This is a genomic window from Terriglobus tenax (genome assembly GCF_025685395.1).
GTDB lineage: Bacteria > Acidobacteriota > Terriglobia > Terriglobales > Acidobacteriaceae > Terriglobus > Terriglobus tenax.
In genome coordinates, this window is the sequence record NZ_JAGSYA010000004.1 from 2,776,047 (window position 1) to 2,795,521 (window position 19,475).

15 protein-coding genes are annotated in these 19,475 nt (G+C 60.4%); 5 read left to right on the forward strand and 10 right to left on the reverse strand.

What is annotated here, in order from left to right; all coding sequences use genetic code 11:
• Positions 1-79: 79 nt before the first annotated feature.
• Both OHL13_RS17490 and OHL13_RS17495 read right to left on the reverse strand, forming a co-directional pair.
• Positions 80-2,320, reverse strand: coding sequence for a CRISPR-associated endonuclease Cas3'' (locus tag OHL13_RS17490; protein ID WP_263411403.1), 2,241 nt, complete (start codon positions 2,318-2,320; stop codon positions 80-82).
• Between the two features lie 135 nt (positions 2,321-2,455).
• A complete protein-coding gene (locus OHL13_RS17495) occupies positions 2,456-2,611 on the reverse strand; it encodes a hypothetical protein (protein ID WP_263411404.1) in 156 nt (51 codons plus the stop codon).
• 120 nt (positions 2,612-2,731) lie between these two features.
• Here OHL13_RS17495 and ndk point away from each other — a divergent pair, with 120 nt between their 5' ends.
• From ndk to OHL13_RS17510, 3 genes are all read left to right on the forward strand, one after another.
• Positions 2,732-3,148: a nucleoside-diphosphate kinase gene (ndk, locus tag OHL13_RS17500; protein WP_263411405.1), complete on the forward strand. Its 417-nt coding sequence runs from the start codon at positions 2,732-2,734 to the stop codon at positions 3,146-3,148.
• A gap of 158 nt (positions 3,149-3,306) precedes the next feature.
• A complete protein-coding gene (locus OHL13_RS17505; protein WP_263411406.1) occupies positions 3,307-4,353 on the forward strand; it encodes a hypothetical protein in 1,047 nt (348 codons plus the stop codon).
• 162 nt (positions 4,354-4,515) lie between these two features.
• On the forward strand, positions 4,516-5,163 hold the full coding sequence (locus OHL13_RS17510) for a TetR/AcrR family transcriptional regulator (RefSeq protein ID WP_263411407.1): 648 nt from the start codon (positions 4,516-4,518) through the stop codon (positions 5,161-5,163).
• Here OHL13_RS17510 and OHL13_RS17515 read toward each other — a convergent pair.
• Positions 5,149-6,231 (reverse strand): SGNH/GDSL hydrolase family protein, encoded by a 1,083-nt coding sequence (locus OHL13_RS17515; protein WP_263411408.1) that lies wholly within the window; start codon positions 6,229-6,231, stop codon positions 5,149-5,151. The two genes, OHL13_RS17510 and OHL13_RS17515, sit on opposite strands and share 15 nt — an antisense overlap.
• Positions 6,232-6,405: 174 nt before the next feature.
• Here OHL13_RS17515 and OHL13_RS17520 point away from each other — a divergent pair, with 174 nt between their 5' ends.
• Entirely contained in the window at positions 6,406-7,332 is a 927-nt protein-coding gene (locus tag OHL13_RS17520) for a type I phosphomannose isomerase catalytic subunit (RefSeq protein ID WP_263411409.1), read from the forward strand.
• Between the two features lie 769 nt (positions 7,333-8,101).
• Positions 8,102-11,503, forward strand: a complete 3,402-nt coding sequence (locus OHL13_RS17525) for a carboxypeptidase-like regulatory domain-containing protein (RefSeq protein WP_263411686.1) — start codon at positions 8,102-8,104, stop codon at positions 11,501-11,503.
• A 70-nt stretch (positions 11,504-11,573) separates the two neighbouring features.
• On the opposite strand, the gene OHL13_RS17530 is transcribed toward OHL13_RS17525, so the two are convergent.
• The 7 genes from OHL13_RS17530 to OHL13_RS17560 all read right to left on the reverse strand — a co-directional run bounded on the left by OHL13_RS17530 (position 11,574) and on the right by OHL13_RS17560 (position 19,455).
• The gene (locus OHL13_RS17530; protein ID WP_263411410.1) at positions 11,574-12,536 is read right to left on the reverse strand and encodes a quinone oxidoreductase family protein; all 963 of its coding nucleotides are present in this window, start codon (positions 12,534-12,536) and stop codon (positions 11,574-11,576) included.
• A 53-nt stretch (positions 12,537-12,589) separates the two neighbouring features.
• Positions 12,590-13,237 carry an alpha/beta hydrolase gene (locus tag OHL13_RS17535; protein ID WP_263411411.1) on the reverse strand — a complete coding sequence of 216 codons (648 nt, stop codon included), beginning with the start codon at positions 13,235-13,237 and terminating at the stop codon, positions 12,590-12,592.
• Positions 13,234-14,196 carry a ring-cleaving dioxygenase gene (locus OHL13_RS17540; RefSeq protein ID WP_263411412.1) on the reverse strand — a complete coding sequence of 321 codons (963 nt, stop codon included), beginning with the start codon at positions 14,194-14,196 and terminating at the stop codon, positions 13,234-13,236. The genes OHL13_RS17535 and OHL13_RS17540 overlap by 4 nt, the downstream gene beginning before the upstream one ends.
• Positions 14,197-14,269: 73 nt before the next feature.
• On the reverse strand, positions 14,270-14,764 hold the full coding sequence (locus OHL13_RS17545) for a MarR family winged helix-turn-helix transcriptional regulator (RefSeq protein ID WP_263411413.1): 495 nt from the start codon (positions 14,762-14,764) through the stop codon (positions 14,270-14,272).
• Positions 14,765-15,066: 302 nt separating this feature from the next.
• A complete protein-coding gene (locus OHL13_RS17550) occupies positions 15,067-15,456 on the reverse strand; it encodes a VOC family protein (protein WP_263411414.1) in 390 nt (129 codons plus the stop codon).
• Positions 15,457-15,507: 51 nt separating this feature from the next.
• Complete coding sequence (locus tag OHL13_RS17555; protein WP_263411415.1) at positions 15,508-16,140, reverse strand: response regulator; 633 nt, start codon at positions 16,138-16,140, stop codon at positions 15,508-15,510.
• A 288-nt stretch (positions 16,141-16,428) separates the two neighbouring features.
• The gene (locus tag OHL13_RS17560) at positions 16,429-19,455 is read right to left on the reverse strand and encodes a sensor histidine kinase (RefSeq protein WP_263411416.1); all 3,027 of its coding nucleotides are present in this window, start codon (positions 19,453-19,455) and stop codon (positions 16,429-16,431) included.
• Positions 19,456-19,475 lie beyond the last annotated feature (20 nt).

Here is a 19,475-nt window from a genome sequence, read left to right on the forward strand (position 1 = left end):
CTAATGTTTGTGTGGGAGAACTTTAGGGCATATCGTAATGGGCGGATAGTGGCAAGTTTGGTGCAGCGGGCGTTTCTATTTAGGCCTGTAAGTTAGGCAGCTTCACATCCCTCTCGCGGCTGGCGAAGCCAAACCGCTCGTCATAGGGTGATGTATCGCCTTCCCGCACGCACCATAGAGAGGCATCGGCGGTGTCCTGCTGGAGCACGGGTTCCAGCCATCCTGAGCGGAAGAGTGCATCGAAGATGGTTTTGCTGAGGCCTACCGTGTAGCGCTGCAAGGCACGGAAGCGCTGGCGCGTGGGGCCTTGCTGCTGCAGTTCGCGGAGGAGTCGTGGTGCATCGCCATAGGGGGCGACCACGGAGATGTGGGTCTCCTCGATCATGCGGAAGTGCGTGGCTACCTCCTCGAAGTCTCCTTCGTCTTCCAGTGTGCGGATCCCGTGACGGTCCGTATCCTGCATGCTTAAAACCTTTCCTGCATATCCGGGAAAGAGCATGGGATCGTGCAGGTTGGGTATGCCGCGGGCGAAGTACTCAGTCAGCGCGACTTCCATACTGAGTTGCGGCGTTCCGCGGGGAGGACGGGAGTCGACGATGTCTTCATCGGTATCATTTGGCCTGCCGGCGCGGTAGACAATGAAGCGGCCTGGCTGCGGCAGCTTCATGGCGCGATTGCAACGTCCCGCGGCCTGAGCGAGTGTTTCGAGTCCGGCAAGAGCGCGGTAGACGACGGGGAAGTCGATATCGACTCCGGCTTCGACAAGCTGGGTGGCAACGATGGTGCATGGCTGGCTGATATCCAGCCGCTGCCTGGCTTCGCGCAGGACGTCCGAGCGATGCGCAGCGCACATGGCGGCGGAGAGGTGCAGGCACTGCGGGCCAAGCAGGTCCGCGAGGAGACGCGCGTCCTTGCGGCTATGGGTAATCACCAGGGCGCTGCCCTGTTTCTTGACGTCTTCGGCCAGCAAAGCGGGGTCCAGCGGTTGTTGCAACTCGCCGAAGATCTCCAGGGTGAAGCGGTCGCGCATGGCGTTGAACAGAGAGGCGGGATCGGGCATGATCTCGCGCATGGGGACGGCAAGTTCTTTTGGGAGAACAGACCGGTTGCGTTTGCCATGGACGCCGGCCATGAGAGGCTGTGTGGCCGTGCCGTGGACCACGGTGACGTGGAAGTCGTCGGCCAGCCGCTTGAGCGCGGCGTGAATGGGCTGCAGAAGATCGACGGGGAAGGTCTGGACTTCATCGAGGAGGATAACGCTGTTGGCCACACGGTGCAGCTTGCGGCAGTCGCGCTTGTGCGCGGCGTGCAGGCTTTCCAGCAGTTGCACGCTGGTGGTGACAATGATTGGAGCGTCCCAATTTTCGCAGGCCTGCCGGTTTCGGTCGGTATCCAGGTTGGGGCCGATGTTGCTGTGGTGCTCGATCACGTTTTCCGCGCCCAGGGCCTGGCGGTACACGTCGGCCGTCTGCTCCAGGATGGAGGTGTAGGGGGCGACGACGATCACGCGGCTCATGCCATTACGTTCGGCGTGATGCAGGGCGAAGGCGAGTCCGCTGAGCGTCTTCCCGCCGCCGGTCGGAACGGTCATGGTGAAGTGGCCTGGAGATGTATCCGCAGCAAGAATGCAGGCTTCCAAGACGCTGCGGCGCATGGCTGCGAGGCGCTTTTCTTTTTCAGTAGACGCTGTGGCTTGCGCGGTTTCTATCTTCGCGAGGCAGAATGCATCCAGGCGATTGCGCAGTGTTGTGATGTCGCTGTAGCTGGTTGGCCGTGATGCACCGGTATCCCACTCTTCCGTGTTCAGCAGGTCTGCATCCACCAGGGCGGAGAACAGCATACGAACCGCAAGCGCGGAGGGCGTTCCTGGAAACGAGGGCGTTTGTTGTTCAAACTCTAAGGGAAGTCCACCAGTGCGAGAGGCTTGTAGGAGTGGGGTTCCCGATGCCTGGATCGTGTCGATGAAGCGCCCGGACTTGAGCGCTCCATGATGCGCGGCGATGACGAGCGCAAGCATTTGGCCGGCGACGGTATTTGGCAGACGCTCCAGGGCCAGAGCCGCACCTGCGGCAGAATGCGGAACGCTTTTTGCTTGTGGAGTGGGGAAGGCTTCGTTGGAAAGCTCAGGATTTTGGCCTATGTATTGCTGAAAGGCGGGATTGAACTTGCCGATGTCGTGCCATAGGCCAGCGACCCTGGCGAGTTCCGCAAGCTGCTTCGGAGAGAAGGACTGGGCAAGGCGTCCGACCTGATTCAGATGCTCCGATAGCTCTTGCCATGGGAGCGAGTTGCCGTCTTTTCTGCTGTGGGCATACACCATCGTGTCGGTATTATCGCCATTTCGGCATTGATCGTGGGTGGTTGCGGCTGCTGAGATGTCTCCATTTTTCCACTATTCGTTTGGGGGAGTCCTACGGTGCCCTTGCGTTGCTCAGGATGACAGGCGATAGGGGCTCTAAGAGTTGCGGGGGCGGAAGTAGAGGCCGGCGGCCAGAAACACGGCGGCCAGCACCAGGCTGACGGCCGCCTGGGCGCGCGAGCGGGTGTAGAAGCCGGCCAGCCAGGCGTTGGCGAGCCAGACCGCACAGCCGATATACCAGATGGTCGCCATCCAGGAGCGCATAGTGATGAGACGCAGGAGTGAAGTGCTGCGTTTTCGCGCTTGTTTTACACTGGAGGTGGATACTTTCCAAAGAAAAATCGCATATCTGCGAGGGAGCTCCGACAGTTCATGTCACAGCGCACATTCAGCATCATCAAGCCCGACGCCGTCCGTAAGGGATACGCCGGCGCCATTCTGGCCGAAATTGAGAAGGCCGGATTCAAGATTGTTTCCATCAAGAAGATTTCCATCTCGAAGACGCAGGCCGAGGGCTTCTACTACGTTCACAAGGAGCGCGGCTTCTTTGGCGAACTGACCGACTTTATGAGCTCGGGCGCGATTATCCCGATGGTCCTGGAGAAGGACAACGCGATTGCCGACCTGCGCAAGCTGATGGGCGCCACCGATCCGGCGAAGGCCGAAGAGGGCACCATCCGCAAGCAGTTTGCCGCTTCGATCGGCGAGAACGCCATCCACGGCTCGGATGCCGAGGAGACGGCCGCGTTTGAGATCGGCTACTTCTTTGCCGGCCTGGAACTGGTCTAAACCCCGGATTCTGTAGCGATTCCTGGTGAAAGCGTCCCTTTCGGGGACGCTTTTGCTTTTTCAGAAAAATTGTTGGGGAAAATGGATAACCGATTGACAGGGGCTGCGTATTAAAAAATACCTACGAGTAGGTATTTTATTTAGAGGTGATCCTCCCAATGTCCATCTGGCGTTCCGGTGTTTCGTTCCTTGTTCTTCTTCAGAGTGCTCTCTTTCTTCCGTCGCGGGCGTTTGGGGCTGGTGGCGCGATCCAGCCACAACGCCCGAATGTTGTTTCCACCTCCACGGATGCGTGGGCGGTTTCTCATGCGCAGCATGCCTATGGCCTGCCGGATGTGAAGCCGAAGCAGAAGGGGGTTTTACGGCTGGACTCCCACGGGCTGAGCTTCACCGGCAAGGCAAGCTATAGCATCCCCCACGTGTCCATCCTGGCCATCAGCAATGGAACGGAGCGTGTGGAGATGTGGGGCATGAAGGGCCGCATTCTCCGTATGGCGATCCCGAATGGCGGAGGCATTGCCGCCGCCGGCGTGATGCATCACAAGGAGAGCTCGCTGACGGTGGAGTTTCACGATTCGCTGGGCGGGTATCATGCGGCGGTGTTCCTGGTGCCGGTGGCCGATGCGGAGCATGTGATGGCCGCGTTTACGCCACGCGCGGAAGAGCGCGAAGGCATGGAGGCGCTGGTGGATGCCGAGGCCCCGGTGGCGACGGTGAAACGGGATGCGTGCGCCGGCGTGGTGCCGCGGCCGGGCAGTGTTCTGATTGCATCCCCGGTGTGGGAGCAGGCGGAGGTTCCGGCTTCGTACCGCGCCCTGGTGTATGAGCACATGATTGAGCGGATGCAGAAGGTGAAGGGCGTGACGCAGGTGTTGCGCGAGGGCGAGCAGGGAGCGCATCGGGGGTGCCCGCAGTCGACGGTGCATATCGCGATTGTGAGCTATCGGCCGGGCAGCCAGGTGAAGCGCGCAGTGATGGGTCCGGCGGGTATGTTTGCAGGAACAACCCAGATGGTCTTTCATGTAACGATGTCGGACCAGCCCGGAGCCTGGCAGGTAGCGGAAGATGTGAAGGCGACGGTTCGCGGCGAGACGGAGAGCAAGAACGTGGCGGACGCCGTGGCGAAGAAGGTTGCCAAGAGCTTTGACACGGAGAGAAAGAAGTTTGAGAAGAACCAGGCCGCCGGAGGGACGAAGCTGTACTAGGGCGTTGTTTGTGGGATTGCGGCGGGGTAAGGCAAAGCAGAGCCTTCGCGTTGCTCAGGATGACAAACGTACCTCAGTCGTGACAAAACGTACGTATCAGTTCAGACGCCAGTTTTTTGGGAGGCCACCCCTGGCGGCGGAGAGACGCTAGCATAGATGACGATGACGGTTGCTGTAGAAAGACCGAACAAGCATGAGCTTCGCACGCGTGAGACGCGCGAGCTGCTGTTGAGTGCCGCGAAGACGATCTTTGCGCGCGATGGATATGAGGCGGCGGACCTGTCAGAGATTGCCGCTCTGGCCGGTCGTACGAAAGGCGCGATCTATGCCCACTTCAAGAGCAAGGAAGACATCTTCATGGCTCTGTGGGAGGAACAGACGTTGCGGCGCCGTGCGCAGATGATCGAACACCTGTCGAAGACGACAGGTGTCCAGGAGAACCTGGAGGCAATGCGGCAGATTACGCTGAGCATGGTGGAAGACAAGGAATGGGCCCTGCTTTCGCTGGAGTTCAAGCTGTATGCCATTCGGCATCCTGAGGCGAGAGCGCGGCTTTTGCGCTATCTCCATGAGGTGAATCCGCCGACGCAGGAGAGGCGCATTGCCGCGCTTCTGGGCGATTTGCCGAAAGGCAAGGAGGGGGTAAGCCGCGCCGCCGCTGTCCAGGTGCTGGCGACGGTGCTCTCGGGGCTTTCACTGGAGACAGCCTTCGATGCTACGCTGCTGGACGCAAAGACGGTGAGAGAGATGACGAGCCGCCTCTTTGATGCGCTGCTGCCTGCAACGGGAGCGGAACTACTTCGTAAATAACTTCAGGTCGATCCCGTCAGCCATCCTCTGGTAGCCCAGATCACCGGGATGCAGGTGGTCGCCGCTGTCGGCCTTCTTCAGAAATTTCGTTGGCGCGGCAGGATCGCGGACGGTTTTGTCGAAGTCGATCACTCCGTCGAAGGTGCCGCTGGTGCGAATCCAGGTGTTGATGGCCTGTCGATCGTTCTCGCCTTCGGGACCAGTGAAGTAAGGCGCACCTTCAAAGGGCGTGAGTGTGGCTCCGATGACCTTGATCTGCCTGGCGTGAGCGCGGTCGACGAGAGTCTTGAGGCCGTCGATGATCTGTTGTGCCGTGACGGCTTCTTCGCCGGGTTTGGCTCCGGGGCGCGGCAGGTAGGTGCGGCCGATGTCGTTGATGCCTTCAAGGATGACCAGGTACTGGACGCCGGGGGCTGCGAGCACATCGCGGTCGAAGCGGTCCAGAGCGCGCGGGCCGGCGATGTCATGCAGGATACGGTTGCCGCTGATGCCTTCGTTCAGGATGCCGAGGTTCTTCGTTTTCTTGTTGGTGGTGAGACGGGCGGCGAGAAAGTCGGGCCAGCGGTGGTTGCTGTTGAGCGACATGCGGGCGCCGTCGGTGATGGAGTCGCCGAAGGTGACGATGGCGCCGGAGCGCTTGCCGGGGGAGGGAACCTGGAGGTCTTTGAGGAAGATCCAGTTGCGGATCTCTTTCCTGGAGTCCGGCAGGTTGGCGGCGGCAGCGAGATTTCCCTGCGCGAGGTAGTTGGTCTGGTTGGCCAGCGGATGCTCGGTGAGCGTGGGAATGGACTGCTGCGGCAGTTCGAGGCTGACGGTGAGGTCAGAGAAGATGGGCAGCTTGAGGCGGATGTTATCGCTGGTGACGAACTTGCCCGGGGCGATTGTAACGCTGGGCGAGCCGGAGAAGGTGACCGGGCGTGCTGTACCGTCGACGATGGCATCGCCGGCGCTGAAGAAGGCGACCGAGGCGGCGGAGAGGGTGAGCGGTTCGGTGCCGAACTCGTTGGTGAGCGTGATGCGCAGCGTGTCTCCGCCCTGGCTGATATGGACCGTCTGCCGAAGCGTCATCGGAACGGAGCCAAGAGCTGTTTCATTTTTGACGGGAACAGGTGCGGAGGCCCAGGTGCCGATCCAGCGGTTTTCGGCCTGAAGCGCGCTTGAGGCAAAGAGAATCCAAGCAGAAAGCCAGAGGAGCGATGTTTTCTTCTGTGAGAAACGCATTGGCTAAACTATACCGAGTCTATGCCTTCTCTGATTCCATTCCGCCTGAAGCCAGCGTTCGTGGCCCGCATCTGGGGCCGCACTCAACTTGCACCGTGGTACACGGAGCAGCCTACGGAAAAGATTGGCGAAGCCTGGCTGACAGGTGAGCAGTGCGTGGTGGAAGGCGGGCCGCTTGCCGGGAAAACGCTGCGTGACGTGGCGACGGAGTTTCCGGATGCGTTGCTGGGGGAGAGCAAGGCACTTGGAGAGTTTCCGCTGCTGCTGAAGATCCTGTTCCCGGACGATAAGCTTTCGGTGCAGGTGCATCCGAACGATGAGCAGGCGGCAAAGCGCAAAAGCCAGGGCAAGACCGAGTGCTGGTATGTGCTGAATGCTGAGCCGGGAGCGGCCGTTGCGCTTGGGTTCAAAGACCCCAAGGTTCCGGTGGAAGCGGTTCGCGAGGCTATCGAGAAGGGCCACCTGGAAGACCTGCTGCACTTTGAGCCGGTATCGGTGGGCGATCTGGTGTATGTGGATGCGAATACGGTGCACGCCATCTGGCCGGGAGCGACGCTGCTGGAGATTCAGCAGACATCGGACATTACGTATCGCCTGTATGACTATGGGCGTCCGCGGGAGCTGCACCTGGAAGAGGGGCTGGCGGTGATGAATAGCCAGACCTCCGCCGGAAAGCGCCTGCCGGTGAAGAAGGACGGTTTTACGCGCCTGGTGGAAGAACGCTACTTCAGTGTGGACCGGATGGAGCTGCCGGCGGGTTCGACGTTGGATGTGACGCTGGCGGGTAAGCCGCAGTGCCTGGTGCTGCTGTCAGGAGAGGCGTCTATCGCCACGGGAAACGATGATCTGGCGCTTGCCAAGGCTGAGGCCGTGGTGGTTCCGGCGGCGACGGAGAGGGCTGTGCTGCGTGCCGGGAGCGACTGCGTGGTGGTGCGTTCGACGGTTTAGCGACGATTGCCTGGGATGCAACAGGAGCCGCCTCAGGGCGGCTCCTGTTGTTTTTGGTGGTTCCTCCCGGCCAAGGCATATGGGGTGGAGGGCGAGGGCGTGATTTCGTCGATCATTTGTCGACATTTCTTTTGTTCTATCGAACGATAGCCTTCGCGCCGGAGGAATCCCGCGGTGTGGACGAATCGGGGAGTGGTTTGTTTGCTGGGGTTTTGAGGGCAGATGCAAATTGTCTACAGAAGGTGTTGACACGTGTTTTACAGCGTGCGTAGGATGCCGTTCGCCTTTGAAGAGGGTTGTTTTGCGGTGCTGAATTGATTCGTCTCAATCCGCAGAGCGATTCAGAAGAAAGGGAAGGAACGTTGAGCAGGAAGCAGGCGGGACAGCCTGCATAAAAACACTTCACAACGATTTTTTCGTTGTGATATAAGCCCGCAGTCGAATCGAACTCGGGTATTTGTGCGGCGAAGCGGAGTGGTCTGAGCAGAGATTCTGAGGGACAGAAACCGTAATTCGACGTGATGGGCATCGGGGAAGAGGCGCAGAATTTGAGGCGTCTCAATTCAGACGGATAGGGCGTACAGCCCAAAGTAGCAAACGATTTTGGAGGCTAAACCAAATGATCAGATATGACAGCCACAAAGCTTCGGCTGGCAGCGGAGAGTTCGCTGTGATGCGGAAGATATTTTCACCCAAGGGTGTTACCAGTTCTGCCCGGCGTTCTCTGCTGGGGATAATGTTGGCAGCAGCACCGCTTTTTGTATTGAACGTGACGTCACCGGCCGCTTACGGACAGGCAAGCTCCAGCTCAGATGCCGCGGGCAAGGTTACGGATGCGACAGGCGCAGCGGTTCCGGGCGCGACGATTCACCTGATCAACAACGGCACGGGCGCGGAACGTACCGCGACCAGCAATAACGAAGGCGACTGGTCGATTCCGAATATTCCGCCAGCCAACTACAAGATCCGCGTTGAGAAGCAGGGCTTCAAGGCGGCGCAGATTCAGGCGCTGGACGTTGAAATCGGCAAGACGGCGAACGGTTCGGTCACGCTGAGCGTTGGTGAAGTCACCGACACGGTCGAAGTCAGCACGCTGCCTCCGCAGCTGCAGACGCAGGAAGCGACCGTTGGCCAGGTTATCGACCAGAAGCAGATCAACGACCTGCCGCTGAACGGACGCAACGTGCTCCAGCTAGCTACGCTGGCTCCGGGCGTTTCTCCGCCGCAGAGCGGCCAGACAGGAACCCCGGCACAGACCGGTACCCAGACGAGCAGCCGCCAGCTTTACATTTCGGTGGACGGCGGTCGCGCTTCATCGACCAACTACGTGCTGGACGGCACCTATGTGCGTTCGATCCGCTTTAACAACATGTCGATCATGCCGAACACGGACGCGATTCAGGAGTTCAACCTGCTGCGTTCGACCTTCTCGACCGAGTACGGCCAGGGACAGGCAGTTGTATCGATGGTGACCAAGTCGGGTACAAACAGCATTCATGGATCGGGATATGAATTTGCCCGCAATGCTATGTTTGATGCGCGCAACTACTTCACCACGTATGCCAGCAACCCGGTGAAGCCGAACTTCTCCCGCCATCAGTATGGCGGCACAGTAGGTTTTCCGATCCTGAAGGACAAGCTGTTCCTGTTCGGTGGCTACGAAGGTTTGAAGCTGACGCGTGATAACCCGGTGTTTGCTGTTTTCCCAACGCAGGCGGAACTTGCCGGTGATGGAACAGGCACGACTCTAACAAACGCTGGCCAAATCAACGTTCTTTTTGGGACCAGATGCACGCGGAGTACCAATGTCTGCACGAGTGGTCAGCTGGATGAGAACGGCAACAGGATTGCGCCTCCGCCGAATTTTGCATCCACTATCAATCCGGCAGATGCACAGGCAGGCCGGGTGTTGGCTGCCACCTATCCCGTGCTGACGAGCGATGCCTTTGTGGCGGGATATAACAACAACAACTACGCCATTCCAAATGCGAAATTCACGGAAGATTACAAGAGCTACACGCTGCGCGGCGATTGGATCATTTCGCAGAAGAACTCTGTCTTCGGGCGTTACATTAACTTTGATTCCTCGCAGATTACGCCTCAGGTAACCGGCAGCAGCACCTCAAATCCGCTGCTGGGCCGTAATGCGGTGCTGGGAAACACGTACCTGATCTCGTCGAATATTGTTAACGAAGTGCGTCTCGGTTGGAATGAGTTCTACAACATCACGCTCGGCGTCCTGCAAGACCCGTCGAAAAACTGGGCTGCTCTTTCGGGCTTGAAGAATGTTACGGCGCTGACCAGTACGCGTCAGAACGGTCGCGCCGGATTTACGATCGCGGGTTACGCCAACGTAGCTGACGGTTCGGGTGACCAGGGTGGTCATGAGAACATTCTCAGCGTGGGTGACTCGCTCTCGATCGTGCATGGGAAGCACACCTGGAAGACAGGGTTCCAGTACCAGAACCGCCGGCTGTGGCAGATTGCCGATAACAATTCCCGCGGCGGAGCCACGTTTGACAACTGCTCGGGGAGCAACTGTCCTGTGGGGCAGAAGCAGTATACCGATCCAGGTTCTGGTTACCAGGTTTACTACAACAAATTCCAGAACTACGCGCGCGGTATGTGCACCTCGGCCTGCAACGGAAACGCCGGCACAACTCTCGGTCACTATCGTGATAACACCTATGGTGCGTTCTTCAACGACACCTGGCAGGTCGGCCATGGCCTGACCCTCACCCTGGGTATGCGCTGGGAGTATAACTCTCCGTTTGTTGAGCAGAATGGGCTGGAAGGCACGCTCGATCCAACAACACAGAAGGTTACCTTCAGCAAAGTCCCGACGGGTATTCCGACGTCTTACCTAGGCGTCTATGAGGTGAATAAAACCTACCGTCCTGGCATTATCGAGCCGAACTATAAGGGTTTCATGCCTCGTGTGGGTCTTGCCTGGGAAGCACGTTCGGGAACGGTCATCCGCGCTGGCTTCGGTATCTACCTGGATAACCTGAACACGAACGAGCTGCAGTTTACTCGTTACGCCGCTCCGCTTTACTTCCAGCAAGCATTCAACAATACCCCTGTCAGTCAGCTTTGGCCCGATCCAACGCAAGCTGTTGGTGTATCGCAGGTGCCTTCGCCGTTCTCGATTCTTCCGAAGAACAGCCGTCCTTACACGGAAGAGTACAACCTGAGCCTGCAGCAAGACCTGGGCAAGGGACTGGTACTGGAAATGGCCTATACGGGCAGCCAGACACACAAGTCCTGGAAGCGCTATGACCAGAACCAGTGCACACAGTTTCCATTTGTGGCACCGTCGTACGCCGCGACAGGATGCACTGTTCCCGCTGGCTCTCTGAATATCTACCGGCCATATCAAGCGTTTGGCCAGGGTGTTCTGACCAGCAGCACCCGGGGCGACGCAAACTTCCACGGCGGATCGGTGAAGATCGAGAAGCGTGCTAAGGGTGGTCTGTTCTACCTGGGCAGCTATCAGTGGTCGAAGAACATTGATAACTTCTCGGGTGAGGCCGGTGCGAACGACTCATCCTTTGCTACCGACATGCGGTTCGACCGCTCGTACTCGAACTTCGATAACCGCCATAAGGCAGTTATCTCGGGTGGTTACGAGTTGCCGTTCGGCAAGGGTAAGAAGTGGGCTCAGACTGGCGTAGCGAACCAAATTGCAGGCGGCTGGTCATTGCAGCCGGCAGTACAGCTTCGCTCGGGTTACCCGTTCAACGTTTCCCGTACGGGTTGCAACTTCGCCGCCAACATCGGATGCCGCGCCTTCCTGGTTGCTGGGAAGAAGGTTTCGGATGCCTATCTTGCGAATCCTTCGCCCTTCCGCTGGTTTGACGATTCCGTGTTCACGAACAACTACACGGGTATCTACAGCCGCAATACGGGCGATAATCCTTCAGTTCAGGGCTGGGTCACTCGTAACGTGCTTCGCGGACCTGGTACTGCCAACGTGGATCTCTCGGCGATCAAGAACTTCCAGATCTACGAGCGGTTACGTGCACAGTTCCGTGCCGAGGCTTACAACATCCTGAACCGGGCGATCTTCTCCAACCCGGCGGCTGGTATCAACGCTGCTAACCTGGGCCGCGTGACGTCAACCTCGATGGATAACCGCAGCATCCAGTTGGCGATCAAGGTGCTCTGGTAGAACACTGCTTCATGTACAACCGAAGGGGCGAGCTAACCGGCTCGCCCTTCGGTTTTTAAGTGGGTGGAGATTACAGGGTGAGGACGGTGCGGGTTCCGCTTTCCTTGTGGCTCCAGGCGTCGGCTACCTGTGCGAGGGGAAGCAGTTCCGTGTCGATGGTGAGTTGTCCGCTGGCGGCGTGACGGTACTGGACTTCGAGGGCCGAAAGGATCTCCTTCAGGGAAAGGCTGCCGAGGCCGCTGCCAAGCAGCTCGATACCGGAGCTGCGGAGAAGGTGGGCGGGCAGGGCGATCTCTTCGCCGGAGGCTGAGCCGATCTGGATGAAGCGGATACGTGGCTCTCCATAGACGGCGCCTTTGCCGGCGAGGCTCTTCAGAATGGAGAGTGCGCTTGAGCCCCAGAGGTAATCGAGAACAACATCAGGTTTGCTGGTGGCGAGGGTGGCCTGCAGGCGTTGCTGTGTCTCTGCGTCGTCGTCGGTGAGTGCGATGGTTTCGGTTGCGCCGAGGGTGAGAAGTTCTTCGAGTGTCTGCTGATTGCGTCCGGTGGCAATGATGCGCGAGGCGCCGAGGAGCTTTGCGGCCTGCACGGCCTGCTGTCCGGCGACCCCGGTGGCTCCGTTGATGAGGACCGATTCGCCGCTGTGGAAGCGGGCGCGGCCGAGGAGGGCTCCCCAACTGGCCATGCCGGGGTTGGCCAGCGCGGCGGCTGTGGCATCGTCGAGTGTCTCTGGAATGGGAATGATGCGGTCTTTCTGCACGGCGGTGTACTCGGCCATGGAGCCGAAGGGCGCGCGTGGAAAGAGGAAGTAGACACGGGAGCCGTCGGGGAGGGTGCCGACGCCGTCGTTGCCGGGAACGAGGGGAAGTTCGTTGCCGCTGGAGTAGTGCTTTCCGGCGGCCTGGGCGCGCACCAGGTTGCTGAGCGCGGCGGCGCGGACGCGGATCAGGACTTCGCCGGGGCCGGGTTCGGGGTTGCGGAACTGGCCGAAGCGGGGAGGGGCGGAGAAGGTGTCGACGACGGCGGCTTGCATGGACGCTCCTTGGAACGAAAAAGCGGAGGCACGGGGAGTGCCTCCGCCTGGGGTTAGAGGGTGGGATCGATGGTGCTGAGCAACTGCTTTGCCGCGGCCACTTCCACGTCGAGGATGGTGTGTGGACGGCCTGGATAGCGGTTGACGGTGACAACTCCGCCGATCCGGGTGAGCAGCTCGGCGGTTTGCTCGACGCGCGCCCAGGGGACGTGCGGGTCGGGGTCGCCGGAGCTGAGCAGGACGGGTGTGCCTGCCAGGTCGCCGGAGAGCGTGATGGGCTCACCCGGAGGTCCGATGAGACCGCCGGTGAAGGCCAGGAGGGCTCCGTAGCGGCGCGGGTTGCGACCTACGAACTCGCTGGAGAGGCAGGCTCCCTGCGAGAAGCCTGCGATGACCAGTCTTTCTGGAGGTACACCGGCGGCGATGGTTTCGTCGACGATGGATGTTACCTTGTCGAGCGCCGAGGAGAGGTATGGCTCATTCTGCGCGCGGGGCGCGAGGAAGGAGTTGGGATACCAGGTGTGTCCCGCGGCCTGCGGGGCGAGCAGGGCCCAGTCTTTGGAGACGAGAGCGCTGCCGAGCCCGAGGATGTCCTGGGCGCTGGCGCCGCGGCCGTGCAGCAGCAGGATGACTCCTGCTGCCGTGGCGAGCGGTGCGCCGGCGTGAAGGACGGGCTGGTTGGCGTGCGGTGTGTTGCTCACTTGACCTCCTGTGTAGCCGGGTTGAACTTGTGCAGGGTGATGGGCTTGACGCGTGCCTCAATGGCGGCGCGCTGCGGCTCAAACCATGCGGGGATCTTCAACGCTTCGCCGAGGGCGGACGGGTCTTCGTCGATCAGGAAGCCGGGAGCGTCGGTTGCGATCTCGAAGAGAACGCCGCCGGGCTCGCGGAAGTAGATCGAGTGGAAGTAGGTGCGATCCTGTACGGGCGTTACGCCGACATACGGAGACAGCTCCTTCTGCCAGTCCACCTGGGCCGCATCGTCGGCTGCGCGGAAGGCGATGTGGTGCACGGTTCCGGCACCCATGCGTCCGGGCTGCGCTGCCGGGTCGACGACGATGTCGAGGAAGCGGCCGCGTGCGTTGCCCTCCGGAGTGTAGCGGACACGGTCTCCTTCTTCGGCCACCTTCTTGTAGCCCATGATGTCGAGCAGCGACTCGGTGCGCAGCAAGCTGAGCTCAAGCAGCGTGGTGCTGAAGAAGCCCTGGATGGCGTACTCGGCCGGGACGTCCGCATAACGCGGAGCGCTGACAGGCTGCGCCTCGGTGTTCTCGACCAGCTCGAGGACCATACCGTCCGGGTCAGGGAAGGTCAGGTACGTCTTGCCGAAGTAGGTCTCTTCGGTGACGGCAACCTGTTTCTCCGCCAGGCGGTTACGCCAGTAGTCGAGCGAGCCGACCGGGATGGAAAAGGCGGTAGCTATGGTTTCGCCGGTGCCGGCGCGTCCACGGCTCATGCCGGGCCAGGGGAAGAAGGTCAGGATGGTGCCCGGGGTGCCGGTGTCGTCTCCAAAGTAGAAGTGATAGGTGCCGGGGTCATCGAAGTTCACGGTGCGCTTGACGAAGCGCAGGCCAAGCACGCCGGTGTAGAAGTCGAGGTTCTTCTGCGGGTCAGAAGCGATTGCCGTTACGTGGTGAAGTCCAACGATGGGGGTAGCCATGATGTTTCTCTCTTTCTGCAAACTCGGTTGATGCTGCGTTCGTGTTTCTGAAAATGTGTGCGCGGAGTGCGCTCTATCCGTGTTTGTCGTCCCCGAGCAGGCTGCCGGTGTGGCGTTCCAGCAGACGGAGCGACTCAAAGGTGGTGCGCTGCTGGCTGCTCGAGAGCACTTCAAACCACTGGCGGAGCTCGGCGCGGTGCTGCTGGTAGGCCTGCTCAATGAGCGCGCGGCCGGCCTCGGTGAGCACCAGAACCCTGGCGCGGCGATCGTGCTCGCTGGCCTGGCGCTGGATGAGCCCTTTGCGCTCGACCCGGTCGACGACCGCTGTCATGGAGCCGGTTGCGAGCAGGATGCTGGCCTGCACCTCGGTGATGGTCAGCGGTCCCTTGTGCAGCAGAGCTTCCAGAAGCATGAAGTCCGAGAGGCTAAGTCCAGCGGCTGCAACGCTTTGCTCGGTGAGCTGGCTGAGCGAGCGGTAGGTTCGCGCAAGGGCGATCCAAAGGTGCTCGGCCGTGGGGGTTCCGGGCTGGCGTTCCTGCTGTGCGTTCTGTTCTGCCGTGGGTGTCATCTCTGTATCCTTTGGCCGGTTGCTTCCGGTCACATAACAGTAGATGAATTGTCCTTACATAAAGATTCTTTTCAAAAGGATTTCAAGCATAAGCATCACCCTGACCTTTATGAGACCAACAGGGAGACGGGCGCAGCATCCCTCATCCGGGTGGTTTCCCGGTGGGATGGAGGAGGGAGAGTTCTTTCGAGGGAAGGGAACAGCAGGGGGAAGGAAGACTGCGGGGATAGAGTGTCTTCTGCGTACCTTCCGTGAGAAGGCCGGGCAGTGTCAAGCCCTCTCTCATTTTTTAGGATTTGTATCTATCTCGGGCGTCCGAAGAACAAGACATAGCCGTCCGGATCGGAAACTTCAAAGCCACGCAAACCGTCTTCCGTGTCCTTTAATGGTGTACTGAAGGTCGTGCCGTGATCGGCAAGCTCAGCCGCCAGAGTATCCGGGGCAGGCACAGACACATAGGCATCCCACCTCATGAAGGGATGACGTGTAGGGTTGGGCATCGGAGCCACGTTTTGATCGGACTTGACGAAGAGTTGCGCTCCGTCACGCCTGAGGATAGCGAAGAAAGGATCCTGATCTGGCTCCTGCGACGTAACCTCGAATCCAAGCTTTTCGGTATAGAACTTGATGGTTCGATTCACGTTGCTGACGATGAAGAACGGTGAAATTGCATTGGTCGTTGCCCGTGCCATAACCGTCGCCTCCAATCATCTGGTACTGACTCGCTGCAAAGTGTATACCGTTTACTGCTGTTCGAGGATGCCGCGCTTCAGGGCCAGCGAGACGGCGTGGGTGCGGTCGTTCGCGTTCAGCTTGCTGAGGATGTTCTTCATGTGCGCCTTGATGGTCTCCTCGGCGAGGTTGAGCTCGTAGGCGACCTGCTTGTTGGAGTTGCCCTGGGCGACGAGGCGAAGGACGGTCATCTCGCGCTCGGTGAGGGACTCTTCGCCGGCGTGGAGGGCGATCTCGCTGGCGATTTCAGGCGGAACGCGGCGACCACCGCCGTAGACGTAGCGGACGGTATCGACCAGTTCGCGGCGCAGAAGGCTCTTGAGCAGGTAAGCGGAAGCGCCTGCCTTGAGAGTGCGCATGGCCTGCACGTCGCCGGCGTAGGTGGTGAGGATGATGATCTTGGCCTGGGGGAAGGATTCGCGAATCTTGACGACGGCTTCCAGGCCGGAGACGTTGGGCATCTGCAGGTCCATCAGAAGGACATCGGGACGCAGGTTTTTGTAGGCCTCAATGGCTTCGGCGCCGTCGGAGACCTCTCCGATGACTTCCATGTCATTTTGCAGGCCAATTGAGTGGCAGACGCCTTCCCGCATGAGGGGATGGTCGTCGGCGACGAGGACACGAATTTTTCCAGCAGTACGCATATATCTCTAACTCCACATTCAGGGTGCTAGATGCCAAAGCTTACGATAACCCCCATAAGAGGTAAGAGTTTAGGCCAACTGGAGGGTAAGGTTACCGGGGCATCCAGATGGAAAACTTTTGTGGGATGTGCGGGGCGGGCTAAAGCCCTTTTCCTTTTCCGGATTGTTAAGGGCACTGGGTCTGGAACTGGCTACCGAAAAAAGAGCATCGCGCAAAGCGTGATACCCACCCTTCGCACAAAGCCGCGAAGAATGGGGCAACGGACTTGTTCACGTCACGCTTCCCGCCTAGCGGTCGAGGTAGTCGATGCGTGTTTTGTTGAGTACGGCCATGATGCGCTGTCGGTAGGGGCTGAGGATGCGAGGGACGCGGACGTAGGCGATGGTTCCGGGCACGGAGACTTCAATGACCGTGCCGAGCGGTGTGCTGGAGAGGCGGTAGCGCGCGCCGATCTTGCGGGCGCGTTCTTCCATGCCGGGCAGGCCGAAGTGGCGGTCGCGACGTCCGTTCTGAAGAACGGATTCGGGGATGCCATGGCCGTTGTCGCGGATGATGAGTGCAAAGTTCTTGCCGTAGCGGACCGTGACGTCAATCTCGCGTGCGCCGGAGTGCTGGTAGGCGTTGAGGATGGCTTCGCGGCCGAGCATGAAGAGCTCGTCCTGCACGGCTTCCTGCAGGGTGGCGGTGGCTCCGTCAGTGCGGACGGTCAGCTTTGCGGTGGACTCGACGCCGAAGGATTTGGAGAGAGTTCCGAGAGAGTCCTGCAGAGGAGTCTTCGTGGTGGGTGCGTGGCGCAGGTTCTGGACGCGGCTGCGGCCTTCGACCAGGACATCTTCGGCGAGGTCGAGGGCATGTTCCATTTCGTCACGGCTCTGCCAGTCTTTGGGAGCGGTCTGGGAGATGATGCTGAAGCGCAGAAGCAGCGCCTGGAAGCCCTGCAGAAGGGTGTCATGCAGGTCGCGCGCGATGCGTTCGCGCTCAAGGCTGCGCTCGCGGAGGCGCAGCTGTACGGCGCGGCATGCGGCCCGATAGCGCAGGAAGAAGAAGAGCCAGATGCCGCAGACCAGAAGGCCGAAGGTAAGCAGGCGGAACCAGAGTGTCTGCGTGAAGTAGGGCTTTACCTGCAGAACGAGGGGCGTGGACATGTTGGTCCAGCGGCCGTCGCCGTAGGAGGACTGAAGAGCAAAGTGATAGGTGCCGGGCGGAAGGTTGGTGTAGACGGCTTCGCGGCGATTGCCGACCTCCTGCCAATCCTTATCGAAGTTGACGAGCCGGTAGCGGAAGAGGAGACGTTCCTCGCGGAAGAGGCTGACGGCGCTGTAGTGCAACTGGAGGTCGTGGGTATGCGGCGGCGCGATGGCGGAGTCGAGCGGAAGGGTATGGCCGTCGGCAACGACGGAGAGCAGGCCGGGCGGCAGAGCGGGCGGGCGGGAGGCGATGACCTCTGGCCGGATGGAGTAGACGCCGAGCTGCGTGGTGAAGAAGAGGCGGTCATCCTGCAGGGCAACGCCGGTGGGCTGCAGACGGTGACGCAGGGGTGAGCCTTCGATGCCGTCGGAGGCGTCGTAGTGCAGGAAACGCAGAGGGGTGCGCGGGTCCTGCAGGAAGTGGTCGATCTCGGTCTGGAAGAGGTGGAGAATGCCATCTTCTGTATTGAGCCAGAGGTCTTTGCTGGAGGAGGAGAGGATGGCGGTGACGCGGTAGAGAGGGCCGGCAGTGCTGCGGACCTCCTGAGAGGTAGATCCGTTGAAGTAGACGAGGCCTTTTTCACCGGCGATCCATGCGGTGGTGTTTTCGGGAGCGATGGCGGTGATGGCTCCGCCATGCAGAGCTTCGATCTGGTTTTGAGGAAGCCAGCGGGTGTCCTGACGGCGAATGGCGAGGGTTCCGTCCTCCATGCCGATCCACAGTTTTCGATTGCTGGTGACGATGGCGGTGACGCGCTTGCCGGTGTCCTGGTGGAAGCGATGCCATTGTTTGCCATCCCAGCCGAAGAGACCGGGAGTGGTGGAGTTGCTCCAGAGCATGCCGCTGTCATCGACGGTCATGGCGCTGGCATTGACGGGAGTCCGTTCCGCCTCGGCGGGCAGCGTGGTCCAGCGGTTGTGGCTGGAGAGATGGCCGATGCCGTGGGCGCTGGCGACCCACAGGCCGCCTTCGTTGTCGGCGGCGATGGCGGTGATGCGGGCAAACGAGGTGGGAACGGCGGTCGCGGTTGCGGTTCCGTTGGGAGCGACGAGCCAGACTCCTCCACCTTCAGAGCGGGCGATGTAGACCTGGTTGCCGGGGCCGGGCTGCACACCGAAGTCGCTGCCGTGGATGCCGAAATGCATGGGGACGAACGGGCCGTTACGCATGCGCTCCAGGCCGCGCTCGGTGCCGATCCAGGTGATGCCGTCACGATCGATGAACGCGGCAAGTGCGAGATCGGAACCAAGCCCTTCTTCCTGGCGGAAGTGCTCGATGCGTGCGCCTGCAAGATCGTTGGGGCGGTCAAAGGAGACGCGCATGATGCCCTGACCGCGCGAGGTGAGCCAGAGATCGCCAGCCTTGTCGAAGAGGATGTCCGGGGCGGAGCTGAGTCGGCTGGGAAGTGTGATGCAGTGCATGGAAGATGCTGCTGGCGGTGTGCTGACAACCTGGCAGATGGAGGTGGGTGTGCTTTCCCAGAGCATGCCGCCGGGGGAGACGCCGTAGGATACGGCGGCATCTTCATGGAGGGGAAGGTGTGTGAAGCGATGCGAGCCGCTGGGCAGTTCAAAGACGTCGCCGGTGGCGGTGTGGACACGGATGGAATCGTTGCGTTCCACCACGGCTTCGGTCATGTTGTGCGGCTGTGCGTCTCCGCTGGGAGGCAGGGGAAGGAAGCTGCTGCCGTCAAAGCGATAGAGCATCTGCGAGGTGAAGGCCCAGAGCACGCCCTCGGAGGTGACGAGGAGGCTGTTGACGGGGAGATCGGAGGCGAGGCTGAAGCGTCGCGCTTTGCCTGCGTGGAGAAGGACGATGTCGCCGCCGTTGGTGCCGATCCAGAGATCGTCATTGGGCAGGGTCTTCAGGGTGGTGACTTCGGTGGTGGTGTAGGGGGATTCGTCGACGACAGAGATGGGCTGGAAGTGCATGCCGTCGAAGCGGAAGAGGCCGCGCTTGGTGCCGATCCAGAGCGAGCCGTCGGATGCCTGCGCGATGGCGGTGATGCCGGAGGGCGCACCATCGCTGTCGAGCCAGGTGGTGTGGAGCATCTGGCGCAGAGAGCGTTGCGGTTCTGCGTGAACTGGCTTGCCCAGCGAAGACCACAGCGCACATGCGCACAGCATGAGCCCTGCCTTGCGGGAGA